Here is a 14963-nt window from a genome sequence, read left to right as displayed (position 1 = left end):
TATATTGATTCAATAATTGAATTTTCCAATATTTCTATTGATCAAAAGCCTTTTACTATAGAAATTGTTGCCAATTCTCGTATTTATGAATAGCTATTAGTCGAAATATTTATATTTTTTTCTGTCAACGTCAGACAATCTTTCCACACATAATTTTTTATAATAACCAAAAGTGCGGAAAGGGGATAGTTAAATGACAAGTATTGAATGGTATAATACAACGAATGTAGATAACCAAAAAATTGGTTTGAAAAAGAAGCAGATCCTAATAGGCTCTCTCTTTTTTTTAACCGCCTTTTTCTTAGCTCAATCTGTTGTATTTGAAGCGGCTGTACCGTTCTCAGTTCCTTTTTGGGCCATTATTCGAACAAAATATAGGGAGTATGCCAAATTCGTATTATTTGGGAGTTTAGCGGGTTGCTTTTTCCTGGGCTTTGGACAAGTCCTAATTCTCGCTTTACAAATTATCCTGTATGAATGTATTATGCGTTTTCGTTACTGGCAACTGCCCCAAAGTATTGCTGTGTCTTTAGCTGTATTACTGGTACAAATAATGTGGCAAGGGGTGATGTATCAAGGCTTACCACCAGTGCTTGTACAATTTTATGTGGGCTGTGAAGCAGCTTTAGCTCTTATTATGACATTGTTTATGCAAGTATTATTTGTTAATTCGTATGAATGGTTTACGACGCATTGGACATATGAAAAGCTAGGTTCAGGATTAGTCGTCTTTGCAGCCATGCTTACTGGAATGCAAACGGTTGTAATAAGCTATTTTTCACTCCCTATTTTTTTACTGCAGCTCTTTATCTGTTTTGGCGCATTGGTTGGAAGTGTTCCTTTAGCAACTGTCATTGGAGCAGTGCTAGGGACGCTTATTGGTGTGGCCAAGCTTTCGTTTACCGGTATGCTTTCGGTGGCTACCTTAACTGGATTATGTGCGGGTATGGGAGCGAAAGGTGGTAGATTTGGCGTTGCTATTGGTAGTATTTTACCTAGTGTATTTTTTTTATTTTATGACGCCACATTGCCCTTGGATAGTGTTTATTTCACCTCAATTGCCATTGGTAGTATTTTATTTCTAACCATTCCAAAGAAATATTCGGATAGGGTAAGGGACAAGCTCTTTCCACAACGAGAAGAGGTTTTACTAGCCCGACAGAATTGGTTAACAGAACATGTAACGTATAAATTAGAGCACTTTCAGCATTTTGTGCAATTCATGAAGGAACTTGTGTTTGATCGCTTTATGACAGCACCAGTTGAAGCGGCAAAGGAAGTAGCACCAATGAATACTTGTTTAAGTTGTTTCCGTTATGATCATTGCTGGGGTGCGCAAAATAATGGTATGGACAAGCTGATGACAGATTGGTTTCATATGAAAGGAGTAGGCAAGGAATCAGCTATTCATCGTGTTGAAGAACAAATACGCTATAAATGTGTGAAATCCACGAAAATCTTTGAGGAATTAGATACAGAACTTTATAGAGAACGAATTAACGGGCAATATTTCCATGGTAAAAAAATGATTGCCCTTCAACTGCGAGATATGAGCAATCATTTAAATCAGTTAATTGCTGAGATGAAGGAAGATACAATTTCTTTTGTAAGTGTTGAGAAGGACATTGTTGAGCGCTTAAAGGAAGCCAATATTGAATGTTTTCAACTTGATGTCTTAAGTAATAAGCCTGGGGCAAGAAAGATTGTTTGTGCCTTAGCACCAGCACGTGTCAACTGGGAGAAAGATACGACATTAGCTGAACGTATGATTTTGCCGATTCTTTATGAAATTTTTGATGAACCTTTTGAAATTGAAAAAGTAGTAGCCTGCGAAATACCATTTCGTCATGTTCAAATTTGCTTTAGATCAGCTATTAGCTTTGAAGTAGAGTATGATATATATAGCATGTCTAAAGATGCAACACTATATTCCGGTGATTCTCATGCCCTTTTCCAATTGCATCCAGGATTATTTGCGATATTGCTGTCTGATGGTATGGGGCAAAGTAAAGAAGCACAACATGAAAGTAGAAAATTGATTCATTTAATGAGAGAGTGTCTAAATTACAATATGAATCCCGAAACTGCGATGCATACGCTCCATTATGTCATGGCATTAAAACAGCAAGATGATATGTATGCAACCCTTGATTTTGCACTTGTCGATTTACAGCACGGAGATTTGTGGTCGTGGAAAGCGGGTGGAATGTCAACCTACATTTTGCGTGGAAAAGAGGTACTGAAAGTAGAAAGTAATGCAGCACCTGTAGGATTCTTATCTATTTCAGCGGTCGAAGCTGAAAAAAGAAAACTGAAGGCAGGTGATGTTATTTTAATGCATTCAGATGGACTGTTCTCAAGTGTAGCTGATTGGGATGAACAGGAGGAAACATTTTTAGCTTTCGCACAGCAGGTAGCAAGTACAAATAAAACGATTCAAGAAAAGCTAACAACCATTATGCAATCATTCCAAGGATATTTTGAAATAGAGGATGATTGTACAGTATTAATGTTAGAGGTGACACATGTTGTACCGACATGGGCTGTCTTTAGACCAGCTCAGTATTCAATGAGTAAATCATCTTAAACTAACAACGAAAAGGGGAGGAGAAGCGTTTGTCATTTGAATTAAAGGTCAAAACATTTATAGAAGAAGAGCAATTATTACAGCAAGGCGACCATCTTCTCATCGCCGTTTCGGGTGGGATAGATTCTATGGCTTTACTTCATTACTTTATTCAAACACAGGAGCATTGGAACATTCAGGTGGAAGCCGTACATGTTGATCATATGTTGAGAGGAGAAGCTTCTGCTGAGGATAGGGCTTTTGTTCAAAAATATTGTGACGCTAATGATGTTTACTTACATGCCAAGGAAATTCCAATACCTACAATATTGGCACAGGAAAATGGTAATACACAGTTAATATGTCGTAGGGAAAGGTATCAATTTTTCAAAGAAGTTCTGCAAAAAACAAATGCTAATAAGCTTGTAACTGCACATCATGCGGATGACCAACTGGAGTCAGTATTAATGGCCCTTACAAAAAATGCAACAATGAATAGCATGCAGGGCATACGTCCTCAAAGAATTTTTGGAGGAAAATCATTAATTCGTCCGTTTTTAACGGTTACAAAGTCTGAAATAGGGGAATATTTACTTAGAAAAGGTTTAGATTATCGAGAAGATGCTAGCAATTCTAAAGATACCTATGTACGTAATCGTTTTAGACATCATGTGGTGCCTTTATTGGAGGCAGAGAATCCGCGAGTGACTGAACAAGTGACCCATTTCACAAAGCAATTGCAAGAAGACGATACCTTTTTAATGACATTGGCCCAAGATGTATTTTCCCAAATCATCATAAGAAATAATGAAAATACATATCGCATGGAAATTGAGGCATTTCAATTGGTACCACTTGCTTTACAAAGGAGGCTCATTTTAATACTATTAAACTATCTTTACAAAGATTCAAATACGATACAAAGTTATGCCTTATTGACTTCAATTTTAAAGCTTTGTGATACAACAGCAGGGTATGCTGAAATTCACTTACCTGAAGATTTTCTAGCAGTTCGCCGTTATGGAAATTTAACGATTCAGAAAAAGGAGCCGTTAGAAGGCCTAGCTTCTCCTGAGAAACAGGTTATTTCGACTGCTAATGGCTGGACAACACTGACAAATGGTGAGCGCTTACGCGTAGTCAATTTGCATGATTTATCGTCTGAATTGCTGACGGATACTGCACAACTTTTTTATTTTAACGCTAGCAAACTCCACCTACCGTTTTATGTTCGGGCACGCAGGGATGGAGATAGAATGCTGTTAAAAGGAATGGATCAGCCAAAACGCTTATCTCGCCTTTTTATAGATGAAAAGATTCCTTTAAATGAGCGAAATAGCTGGCCGTTACTGATTTCTCAATCTGATGAGGTGGTAGCGGTAATTGGTGTGCGTATGGGAATATTTTTTTCAACCACTCCGCAACCAAACGATGATACAGTGCTCATCGTAGACTAAGGTCTTTGTAAAATATTTCACCGAAATAGGGTGAAGATTTTTTGATACATCACGAGGAGGAATCGATATGTTACAAAACGACATCGAAAAAATTATGATTACAGAAGAACAATTGCAAGAAAGAATTGCAGACTTAGGCGCGCAATTAACAGAGGAATACAAAGATGCATTTCCATTAGCTGTTGGCGTACTTAAAGGGGCAATGCCATTTATGACAGACCTAATGAAACGTTTCGATTCTTTCATCGAACTTGATTTTATGGATGTGTCTAGCTATGGTAATGCTACTGTGTCATCTGGTGAAGTGAAGATTTTAAAGGATTTGAATACAAGCGTTGAGGGACGTGACGTATTAATTATCGAGGACATTATTGATAGTGGTTTAACTTTAAGCTATCTAGTAGATTTATTTAAATATCGCAAAGCAAAGTCCATTAAAATTGTTACATTACTTGATAAACCATCAGGTCGAAAAGTAAATTTATCTGCTGACTATGTTGGTTTCGAAGTGCCAGATGGCTTTGTTGTAGGATATGGCTTAGATTACGCTGAAAAATATCGTAATTTACCTTATATTGGTATTTTAAAGCCTGAGGTATATTCTTTCTAAGAACAAAAGACCAGCTATAAAAAGTAAAGGTCTCCAGCGCAAGTCACGTATTTTTAGTTATGTTTAACATAATTCAAAATCTTGACACAATGTTTAGCTATATCGAGCCCGAGGAACAGGTACAATTACGCTGGGACATATAAAGATGGCCTAAAAACTGTTGTGATAACGGCAATAAGTGAACGAAACATTTTTTAAGTAGGGCTTTTCGTTGTATGATGAAATCATGATATGTTAAGATTTTACTTATAATTTTTCTGTTTGTAATGAGGAGGCTGGAGATGAATCGAATATTTCGATATACCATATTCTATCTACTGATTTTCCTAGTGATTATCGGTATTTTTGGTACTTTCAATGGTGGAAATTCACCAACGAAAGAATTAACTTATCATGAGTTTCAAGAAGCTCTAGATAAGAAAGAAATAACAAGTGCTACAATTCAACCTGATAAATCAGTTTACGTCGTTGAAGGAACACTGAAGGGGTATGAAAAAGGGGAAAGTTTTACTACAAACATCCCTCGTGAAAACCAATCTTTAATGGACCGCATCGATGAGGCTGCTAAGGATAAAAATAGTAATATTAGTTTTTTAGCAGCACCAGAAACAAGTGGATGGATTCAATTCTTTACAGGAATTATTCCTTTCATTATCATCATTTTCTTATTCTTCTTCCTAATGAGTCAATCTCAGGGTGGCGGTAATAAAGTGATGAGCTTTGGTAAAAGTAAAGCTAAACTGTATGATGATCAAAAGAAAAAAGTGCGTTTTACAGATGTAGCAGGTGCTGATGAAGAGAAAGCAGAACTTGTTGAAGTGGTAGAATTCTTAAAAGACCACCGCAAATTCACTGAAATTGGTGCCCGTATTCCAAAGGGTATCTTACTTGTAGGTCCTCCAGGTACAGGTAAAACATTACTTGCACGAGCAGTAGCAGGTGAAGCGGGTGTTCCATTCTTCTCTATCTCAGGTTCTGACTTCGTTGAAATGTTTGTCGGTGTTGGTGCTTCTCGTGTCCGAGATCTATTTGAAAATGCTAAGAAAAATGCTCCATGTATCATCTTTATCGATGAGATTGATGCAGTAGGTCGTCAACGTGGTGCTGGTCTCGGTGGAGGCCATGATGAGCGTGAACAAACATTAAACCAGTTATTAGTTGAAATGGATGGTTTTGGTGCCAATGAAGGGATTATTATCATTGCCGCAACAAACCGCCCGGATATTTTAGATAAAGCATTATTACGTCCAGGTCGTTTTGACCGTCAAATTACAGTAGGTCATCCTGATGTAAAAGGACGTGAGGCAATTCTTAAAGTACATGCACGTAATAAGCCTTTAGCAGATACAGTTGATTTAGCAGCTGTTGCTCAACGTACGCCAGGTTTCTCAGGTGCGGATTTAGAAAATCTACTAAACGAAGCAGCGCTTGTAGCGGCTCGAAAAAGTAAGCGCACTATAAATATGGCAGATATTGATGAAGCATCAGACCGAGTAATCGCTGGTCCTGCAAAAGCCAGTCGCGTATATTCTGCGAAAGAGAAGAAACTAGTATCCTTCCATGAAGCCGGCCACGTAGTCGTTGGTCTTGAGCTAGATGAGGCTGATACAGTACACAAAGTAACAATTGTTCCTCGTGGGCAAGCGGGTGGATATGCGATTATGTTACCGAAGGAAGAGCGCTTCTTTACGACAAAGCAAGAGCTTTTAGATCGTATTGCAGGTCTTCTGGGTGGTCGTGTAGCTGAAGAAATTGTTCTTGGTGAAGTTTCTACTGGAGCACATAACGATTTCCAAAAGGTTACAAGCATTGCCCGTGCTATGGTTACTGAATACGGAATGAGTGAGAATCTTGGAGCTATGCAATTTGGTTCAAGTCAAGGTGGTAATGTATTCCTTGGCCGCGACTTTAATTCTGACCAGAACTATTCTGATTCAATAGCCTATGAAATTGATAAAGAAATGCAAAAAATAATTGATACACAATATGAGCGTACTAAGCGTATCCTTACGGAAAAACGTCACCTGCTTGATTTAATTGCCAATACACTAATGGAAAAAGAAACATTAAATGCACAAGAAATTGAGCATTTACGTGATCACGGTGTGTTACCGGAACCAGAGGCTGCAGAAAAAATTGAGGAGAACACTCCAAAGATTGAAGCAAAGCCTACATTAGATACTATTGGCGAACCAGTTGTTGAAAAAGAGCTACTAAGTAAAGAGTCAAATCCAACAACTTTGGATTTAGCAAAAGAACGTAAAGAACCGAATGATGCACCTAAGGGTATCGATGAAAAACGTGATTAAAAATAGGGAAGACTGTTTACTAGTTCAGTAAGCAGTCTTTTTCTTTGCCTTTTCTTACTAATAAGCATTAGGATAGAGTAGTAAAAAAGACAAGCTGCATGCAACTCTGCCATTTAGAGAGATGTTAGCCAAAAAAGATAGGAGTGTATATGCGTGGGAAATGTTGTATTGAATAATGGTCTTAAAATGCCTTTGGTTGGATATGGTGTCTTTCGAGTACCCGAAGGAGATGACCTAGCTGAAGCAGTCAAAACAGCTATAGCAAAAGGCTATCGTAGTATTGATACAGCACAAGTATATCGAAACGAAGAAAGTGTTGGACGAGGAATACGAGCAGCCATTGAAGAAGGCTTGGTAACTCGTGAAGAATTATTTATCACATCAAAAGTTTGGAACGATGGACTTTCCTATGAAGAAACACTTGCGGCATATGACAGCAGTCTAGAAAAAATAGGATTAGACTATTTAGATTTATATTTAGTACATTGGCCTGGAATAGACCAAAATTATATTGAAGTTTATAAAGCACTAGAAAAGATTTATCAAGATGGTCGAGTACGTTCAATTGGTGTTAGTAATTTCCATGTACACCATTTGGAAAGCCTTTTGAAGGAAACGACTGTCGTCCCTGTTATAAATCAAATTGAATTCCATCCGCATTTAATACAGGAGGAAGTACGTGCCTACTGTAAGGATAAGGGCATACAGGTAGAGGCATGGTCTCCGTTGATGAATGGTTCTCTACTGGAAGAGGCATTGATTCAAGAGCTAGCATCTAAATATGGCAAAACGCCTGCACAGATTGTATTACGCTATGATGTGCAACATGATGTTGTCACGATTCCAAAAACGATGACACCTGCACGTATGACTGAAAACCTAGCTGTTTTTGATTTTACGTTAACTGAGCAAGAAATGACACAGTTAGATGCAATGAACGATGGACTACGTTGTGGTCCAGATCCAGAAAAATTTAATTTCAAATGATTGTAAGAGAGGCTACCATATTTAGGGGGCCTCTTTTTAAAGAAGGATGATAACATGTATAGGTATTTATCTCCACCTGTAGTAGAAGGTGATGTACCTAAGACTATCCCTACAGTACAAACAACATCTGCTGAATCAAGATAAAAAGTATGGTATCATTTTCTAAAGTGTTTTATCCTCATTCCAGTTAGAGAGAATATTGTAATATGGGGATTGTGAAAGTTACAATGACGACATGGGAGGTGTCATTCTTGATTTTAGTTTTAGATGCAGGGAATTCCAATATTGTATTAGGTGTCTATGATGACAACGATCAATTAGCCTTCCATTGGCGTATGGTGACGGATCTTCATAAAACAGAAGATGAATATGCCATGCAAGTTCTTTCATTTTTTAATCATGCAGGCATTTCATTTGAACAAATAACAGGCATTATTATATCCTCAGTTGTGCCACCAATTATGTTTTCACTAGAGGCGATGTGCCAGAAGTATTTTCGAAAAAAGCCATTGATAGTAGGGCCAGGTGTGAAAACAGGTTTAAATATTAAATACGAAAATCCTCGTGAGGTTGGGTCTGATCGCATAGTGAATGCCATAGCAGCTCTAGATTTATATAAGGCCCCTTGTATCATAGTTGATTTTGGGACAGCAACAACCTATTGTTATTTGAACGAAAAGGGCGATTACATGGGTGGAGCTATTGCGCCAGGCATAACTATTTCTACAGAGGCTCTTTATACACAGGCTGCAAGATTGCCGCGTATTGAAATCGTTCGACCTACACATATCGTGGGGAAAACGACCGTTTCTGCCATGCAGGCGGGAATTTTTTATGGCTTTGTCGGGCAAGTTGAGGGCATTGTTAATCGTATAAAAGCACAAAGTAAAGAGGAGCCATTAGTTATTGCTACAGGTGGATTAGCAAATCTAATTGCAGGGGAGACACAAATTATAGATGTTGTAGATCCATTTTTAACGTTAAAGGGTTTATATAAGCTCTATAAACGTAACCAATAGGAAATGAGGGACATTCCATTTATGAGTGATTATTTAGTAAGAGGTTTAGGATTTAATGGACAAGTTCGTGTGTTTGCAGCACGTACAACAGCCACAGTAGGAGAAGTGCAACGCCGTCACGATACATGGCCAGTTGTATCAGCAGCTTTAGGTCGTTCAATGACAGCGGCAGTTATGATGGGAGCCATGCTAAAAGGTGAAGAGAAAATCACTATTAAAATTGAGGGCAACGGTCCAATTGGCCCAATGGTAATTGATAGTAATGCACATGGAGAAGTGCGTGGATTTGTGACAAACCCTCATGTACACTTTGATTTAAACGAGCAAGGTAAGCTAGATGTTCGAGCAGGTGTTGGAACAGAAGGTGCTCTTACAATTGTTAAAGACCTTGGTTTAAGAGATATGTTTTCAGGACAAACACCAATTGTTTCAGGCGAAATTGCTGAAGATTTTACTTATTATTTTGCTACATCTGAGCAAGTACCATCATCTGTAGGTTTAGGCGTATTAGTTAATCCAGACAACACTATTCTTGCAGCTGGCGGATTTATACTTCAATTAATGCCAGGTTGTGAGGAAGAAACGATAACTGAAATTGAGCAACACCTTGCTACAATAGAGCCTGTTTCCAAAATGATTGAAAAAGGCTTTACACCAGAGCAAATTTTAGAAGCTGTATTAGGAAATGGACATCTACAAATTTTAGATTCCATGCCAGTTGAATTTAAATGTCAATGTTCAAAAGAGCGGTTTGGTGCGGCAATTTTAGGTCTAGGAACAGCAGAGATTAGAGAAATGATTGATGAGGACGGCGGTGCAGAGGCACAATGTCACTTCTGCTTAGAGACATATAGCTTTTCTAAAGATGAGCTAGAAGGGTTTATCGATGAGCTCAACGCGTAATCGGCGACCTTCAACCAATGTAACACCAAACCAAACTCCTTTATTGCAACGTCGTTTAAAGACAAAGCCTGCTTTAGCTGTCATAGCCGTTTTGTTATTAGGAAATGTATTATGGTTCATTAGTTGGTTGATCCCTAACAAAGGTCAGGAAATTGGTAGCGACGAACAAGTCGCTGCCATTGACGGGGATGTTATCACACGCCAAGAGTGGATGATTGCTATGGAAGAACGATATGGTAAAGAAACACTCCAAAATTTAGTAAATGAAACGGTAATGGAAAAGGCCGCAAAAACATATAAAATTAAAGTTACTGATAAAGAAATTGATCTTGAATTAGCGTTAATGCGATCTGCTCAAGATAAGTATGATACAGCCATGCAAAATCTTTCGGCAGAGCAACTACGCCAAAAGATTCGATCACAGCTTATATTGGATAAGGTACTCACTAAAGATGTAGTGATAGAGGAAGAAAACGTTGAAAAGTATTATGAGGAAAATCAAGGCTTATATAATACAAAAACAAGCTATCGTACGAATTTTATTGAGGTCGATTCAAAAAAAGCTGCTGATGAGGCACTGGGTGAATTAAAAAATGGCTCTGATTTTACAGTGCTGGCACGAGAAATTTCTGTTGATAGTGCTTCAGCGAGTTTAGGAGGGGATATTGGTTTCCTTACAGAAAATCAGGAAAATGTAGACCCTGCAATTATTAATACTGTAAAATCACTAAAGGTAGATGAGGTAAGTAAAGCCTTTAAGTTAGATAATGGTCATTATGGCATTGTTCAAGTACAAGAGATATTAGAAGGACAATCCTTTACATATGACGATGTGAAAGAACATATTGAGCGAGAATTAGCTTTAGAGCAATTACCGCAATCTGTTACGCCAGAAGCATTTTGGTCGGAATTTAATGCTACTTGGTATTATGGAGAGACTAAAAAAGAAAAATAATACATGAAAAGAGTCTGCAGGTTTTGCGGGGTAAAATGAGTCTGATCAAACTTACAGGCATTCGTAGTGAATTACCCAATAAATGCAGGTTCTTTTTCTTTAGTGAGGATAAGATTTTTCCTTTTCATAGCAATGATAAATATTCTGAAAATATTAGTTTTATTTATTGACAATCGAATGGAAAAATTGATAAAATACAAAATAAGTAAAACCTATAAAAATAGTAGGGATTGGGAGTGGATTAGTAAATGAGTAGATTAGCAAACTCGGTAGCTGAATTAGTTGGTAAAACACCAATTGTAAAATTAAATCATGCAACAAGTGAAAATGAAGGTACTGTGTATGTAAAATTAGAATATTTTAATCCGGGAAGCTCGGTGAAAGACCGTCTAGCTTTAGCTATGATTGAAGCTGCGGAAAAAGACGGGACATTAAAACCTGGTGGTACGATTATTGAGCCGACATCTGGTAATACAGGTATTGGTCTTGCGATGATTGCAGCTGCTAAAGGTTATAAAGCCATTTTAGTTATGCCAGAAACTATGAGCTTAGAGCGTCGTAATTTATTACGTGCTTATGGTGCAGAGCTTGTATTAACACCTGGTCCAGCAGGTATGAAAGGTGCAATTGCTAAAGCAGAAGAACTATCTGAAGAACATGGCTACTTCCTACCACAACAATTTACAAATCCTGCGAACGCGGTAATTCACCGTTTAACAACAGGCCCAGAAATTGTAGAAGCATTTGATGGCCTGACACTCGATGCTTTTGTAGCTGGTGTCGGCACTGGTGGTACAATTACTGGTGCTGGTGCGGTCTTAAAAGAAAAGTATCCAAACATTGAAATCATTGCAGTTGAACCAAAGGATTCACCAGTTCTTTCTGGTGGTCAACCAGGGCCTCATAAAATTCAAGGAATTGGCGCTGGATTTGTACCAGCAGTTTTAGATACAGAAGTCTATTCTTCAGTATTCCCTGTTGAGAATGAGGTTGCTTTTGAAGTAGCACGTAAAGTAGCACGTGAAGAAGGAATCCTATGTGGTATTTCATCTGGTGCTGCAATCTATGCTGCAATTGAAGCGGCAAAACGTTTAGGTAAGGGTTCGAATGTCCTTGCTATTGTGCCTTCTAATGGTGAACGTTATCTATCAACACCTTTATATCAATTTGAAGACTAATTCAATTTTTTATGTAAGGGCTCCTTTATAAAGGGGCCCTTTTTTAGTGTGAAAACTAGGGCACTATGAAAATTATAAAAACATTCGCTTCTATGTAATAATCAAGTTAAGATGGAATCACATCATATGTTTAAAGGGGAAAAATAACTTGAAAACAATACTTACAAAAACATTAACGATGGATGCAGATTCATTTTTTTATAGCTATAAAAGGCAGACAGAGACGCAGCAAGCGCATGTGTTTTTAGAGAGTGGACGTGGTGGACATTTTTCAATAGCTGCGTGGAATCCATTAGCTACCGCACGATCAGTAGAGGGTGGGCTTTTCGTAAATTGGAGAAATGGCAGACAGGAAGTTTTACAAGGGGAGTCCCTCGACTTACTGGAAGAGCTTGTGGCGGAATATCAGGTTTCTTATAATGCAGAGCTACCTGTTTTTCAGGGAGGGGCTATTGGATTTGTGTCGTATGATTATGCTCGTAAAATCGAGGAGCTTCCTAATACGGCAACAGATGATTTACAAGTGCCTGATATCTATTATTATATCTTTGATTGCTGGGCCGTACATGATGTGAAAACGAATACAGTGACACTTATGAAGTTAGAAGAGAATGAGGTTAACTTGGAAGAATGGGCTAACATCTGGCAGGTTGCTGCACAGGCTGGATTAGACGCGCGCAAATTTGAGAAAACAACTGCTATAGAAGTTAAGAATGATGAAAATGAGTTGCTTGTTTCATTTGCAGGCGGCGATTTCGAGGCAGCAGTAAAAAAAATCCAAAAGTATATCGCACAAGGCGATGTCTTTCAGGTGAATTTATCTGTTCGTCAGTCTAAGAAACTCAATGCAAATGCACTAGATGTCTATGAGGCACTACGAGCGTTTAATCCGTCGCCATATATGGCTTATATTGAAGCACCTGATTTTTCTGTTGTTTCTGGATCGCCAGAGTTACTAGTCAAGCGTCAAGGCAATGAGTTGTCGACGAGACCAATCGCTGGCACTCGACCAAGAGGGAAGTCGGAAGAGGAAGATTTAGCGTTGGCTCAAGAATTAATTGATAATGATAAAGAGCGTGCTGAGCATGTGATGTTAGTGGATTTAGAGCGCAATGATTTAGGACGCGTATCCACCTATGGAACAGTGGAAGTGGATGAGTTTATGGTCATTGAGCGCTATTCACATGTTATGCATATCGTTTCGAATGTGCGTGGAGAAATAGCAGAAGGTAAAACGAATGCAGATGTTATTCGTGCGATGTTCCCAGGTGGGACAATTACAGGAGCGCCAAAAATCCGCACTATGGAAATTATTGAAGAATTGGAGCCTGTACGACGTGGTTTATATACAGGCTCAATCGGCTGGCTAGGCTTTACAGGTGATATGGAGTTTAATATTGTAATCCGTACAGCGTTTGTAAAAGATGGGGTTGCGCATATTCAAGCTGGAGCAGGCATTGTCATTGACTCTGTTCCGGAAAGAGAGTATCAGGAATCTTTAAATAAAGCGAAAGCAATGTGGCAGGCAAAGGCAATGGCAGAGGAGCGAGTATTATGATTTTGATGATCGATAACTATGATTCATTTATTTATAACATCGTCCAATATTTGGGTGAATTTGGTCATGACATAGTAGTAAAACGTAATGATGTTATTACAGTAGAAGAAATAGAACAACTTTCGCCAGATATGATTGTTATTTCTCCAGGGCCATGTAGTCCAAATGAGGCGGGGGAAAGCCTGAACATTATTAAATATTTCGCGGGAAATATTCCGATTTTAGGAGTTTGTCTTGGACATCAGGCGCTTGCACAAGTGTTTGGTGGTCATGTCATACAAGCGGAACGTTTAATGCATGGGAAGACATCACCCGTGCTGCATGCTGAAGTGGGGTTGCATAAAGGCATGCCAAATCCATTCCAAGCAACTCGCTATCATTCTCTTATTGTAGAAAAGGAGACATTACCAGCGTGTCTAGAAGTAACAGCTTGGACAGAAGAAGGAGAAATTATGGGTTTACGTCATAAGGAATATCCTATTGAGGGTGTACAATATCATCCGGAATCCATTATGACAGAGCAAGGGAAACAACTTCTTCGCCAATTTATAGAAATGTATATAGAAGGAGTGAAATAGATGCAGTGCTGGATGAACGGAAACTATATGGCGGCCCAGGATCTGAGAATTTCGCCATTTGATCATGGATTTTTATATGGATTAGGATTTTTTGAAACGTTCCGAACATATGGTGGTCAGGTATTTTACTGGGAAGCACATATGGAAAGATTACAGCATGCTTTATCACAATATCACATTCATTTAAACTATCCTGAAAGTGTATTACTTGAGGCTGTGCAACAACTAAATCAACTTGCTGGCGGTCAGGATGGTTACTTCCGTTTAAATGTATCTGCGGGTGAACATAATATTGGATTACAGCCAACAGAATATAGACAACCTAATATCATCATTTTTCGCAAGGAACTTCAAGACACACCGCGTGGTACTGAAAAGTTTGCACAATGGCTTACCATACCACGCAATACACCTGAACAAGCATTTCGTGTTAAATCGCACCATTACGGCAATAACGTGCTTGGTCGCTTTGAAATGCCATCACTGGCTCAACAAGAAGGTTTCTTTTTAACAGAATCAGGCTATGTAGCTGAAGGTGTGACATCAAATATATTTTGGATAAAAAATGATATACTATATACGCCTTCTTTGGGGACAGGTATTTTACCAGGAATTATTCGTGCATGGGTTATAGAAAAGGCTAGTGCGCTAAACCTTGACGTACAGGAAGGCTTTTATACAAAAGAGGATTTACTACAAAGTACGGAATGCTTCATTACCAATTCAGTACAAGAACTTGTGCCTATTAGTAGCTTGGAGAACCAGCGATTTTTAGGCAATAAAGGACCTATTTATTCCATTTTGCATAGCGCATTTGTTCAAGAAGTGGAACGAGGATAGAAG

Annotated in this window: 12 protein-coding genes; all 12 read left to right on the top strand. The window is 38.5% G+C overall.

What is annotated here, in order from left to right; all coding sequences use genetic code 11:
• Positions 1-193 precede the first annotated feature (193 nt).
• The 12 genes from ACHZEU_RS13135 (at position 194) to pabC (ending at position 14960) form a co-directional block, all read left to right on the top strand.
• Positions 194-2587: a SpoIIE family protein phosphatase gene (locus tag ACHZEU_RS13135; RefSeq protein ID WP_404803478.1), complete on the top strand. Its 2394-nt coding sequence runs from the start codon at positions 194-196 to the stop codon at positions 2585-2587.
• Positions 2588-2616: 29 nt separating this feature from the next.
• Positions 2617-4023, top strand: a complete 1407-nt coding sequence (tilS, locus tag ACHZEU_RS13130) for a tRNA lysidine(34) synthetase TilS (protein ID WP_066038166.1) — start codon at positions 2617-2619, stop codon at positions 4021-4023.
• Between the two features lie 67 nt (positions 4024-4090).
• Complete coding sequence (gene hpt, locus ACHZEU_RS13125; RefSeq protein ID WP_004229145.1) at positions 4091-4633, top strand: hypoxanthine phosphoribosyltransferase; 543 nt, start codon at positions 4091-4093, stop codon at positions 4631-4633.
• Between the two features lie 281 nt (positions 4634-4914).
• Positions 4915-6942: an ATP-dependent zinc metalloprotease FtsH gene (gene ftsH / locus ACHZEU_RS13120; protein ID WP_048395325.1), complete on the top strand. Its 2028-nt coding sequence runs from the start codon at positions 4915-4917 to the stop codon at positions 6940-6942.
• A 153-nt stretch (positions 6943-7095) separates the two neighbouring features.
• Entirely contained in the window at positions 7096-7929 is an 834-nt protein-coding gene (locus ACHZEU_RS13115) for an aldo/keto reductase (protein ID WP_081010921.1), read from the top strand.
• A 251-nt stretch (positions 7930-8180) separates the two neighbouring features.
• On the top strand, positions 8181-8948 hold the full coding sequence (locus ACHZEU_RS13110; protein WP_048395343.1) for a type III pantothenate kinase: 768 nt from the start codon (positions 8181-8183) through the stop codon (positions 8946-8948).
• A 21-nt stretch (positions 8949-8969) separates the two neighbouring features.
• Positions 8970-9851 (top strand): Hsp33 family molecular chaperone HslO, encoded by an 882-nt coding sequence (gene hslO / locus ACHZEU_RS13105; RefSeq protein ID WP_009373570.1) that lies wholly within the window; start codon positions 8970-8972, stop codon positions 9849-9851.
• Positions 9835-10806, top strand: coding sequence for a peptidyl-prolyl cis-trans isomerase (locus tag ACHZEU_RS13100; RefSeq protein WP_305193893.1), 972 nt, complete (start codon positions 9835-9837; stop codon positions 10804-10806). The genes hslO and ACHZEU_RS13100 overlap by 17 nt, the downstream gene beginning before the upstream one ends.
• Before the next feature lie 248 nt (positions 10807-11054).
• Positions 11055-11984 carry a cysteine synthase A gene (gene cysK / locus ACHZEU_RS13095; RefSeq protein WP_004229133.1) on the top strand — a complete coding sequence of 310 codons (930 nt, stop codon included), beginning with the start codon at positions 11055-11057 and terminating at the stop codon, positions 11982-11984.
• A gap of 148 nt (positions 11985-12132) precedes the next feature.
• On the top strand, positions 12133-13542 hold the full coding sequence (gene pabB / locus ACHZEU_RS13090; RefSeq protein ID WP_048395321.1) for an aminodeoxychorismate synthase, component I: 1410 nt from the start codon (positions 12133-12135) through the stop codon (positions 13540-13542).
• Entirely contained in the window at positions 13539-14120 is a 582-nt protein-coding gene (pabA, locus tag ACHZEU_RS13085; RefSeq protein WP_048395320.1) for an aminodeoxychorismate/anthranilate synthase component II, read from the top strand. The genes pabB and pabA overlap by 4 nt, the downstream gene beginning before the upstream one ends.
• The gene (gene pabC / locus ACHZEU_RS13080) at positions 14121-14960 is read left to right on the top strand and encodes an aminodeoxychorismate lyase (protein ID WP_112116969.1); all 840 of its coding nucleotides are present in this window, start codon (positions 14121-14123) and stop codon (positions 14958-14960) included. It begins immediately after the preceding gene.
• Positions 14961-14963 lie beyond the last annotated feature (3 nt).

This window comes from Lysinibacillus sp. S1, from assembly GCF_044986265.1.
Classification (GTDB): domain Bacteria; phylum Bacillota; class Bacilli; order Bacillales_A; family Planococcaceae; genus Lysinibacillus; species Lysinibacillus capsici.
The sequence above is the reverse complement of the archived record's forward strand: the minus strand, read 5'-3'. Positions and strand labels throughout refer to the sequence as shown.

What these genes read in the sequence shown, in the direction of transcription:
- ftsH (WP_048395325.1), top strand. Translation starts at nt 4,915, where the DNA reads ATGAATCGAATATTTCGATATACCATATTCTATCTACTGATTTTCCTA.
- hslO (WP_009373570.1), top strand. Translation starts at nt 8,970, where the DNA reads ATGAGTGATTATTTAGTAAGAGGTTTAGGATTTAATGGACAAGTTCGT.
- pabA (WP_048395320.1), top strand. Translation starts at nt 13,539, where the DNA reads ATGATTTTGATGATCGATAACTATGATTCATTTATTTATAACATCGTC.
- ACHZEU_RS13135 (WP_404803478.1), top strand. Translation starts at nt 194, where the DNA reads ATGACAAGTATTGAATGGTATAATACAACGAATGTAGATAACCAAAAA.
- ACHZEU_RS13100 (WP_305193893.1), top strand. Translation starts at nt 9,835, where the DNA reads ATGAGCTCAACGCGTAATCGGCGACCTTCAACCAATGTAACACCAAAC.
- cysK (WP_004229133.1), top strand. Translation starts at nt 11,055, where the DNA reads ATGAGTAGATTAGCAAACTCGGTAGCTGAATTAGTTGGTAAAACACCA.
- hpt (WP_004229145.1), top strand. Translation starts at nt 4,091, where the DNA reads ATGTTACAAAACGACATCGAAAAAATTATGATTACAGAAGAACAATTG.
- pabC (WP_112116969.1), top strand. Translation starts at nt 14,121, where the DNA reads ATGCAGTGCTGGATGAACGGAAACTATATGGCGGCCCAGGATCTGAGA.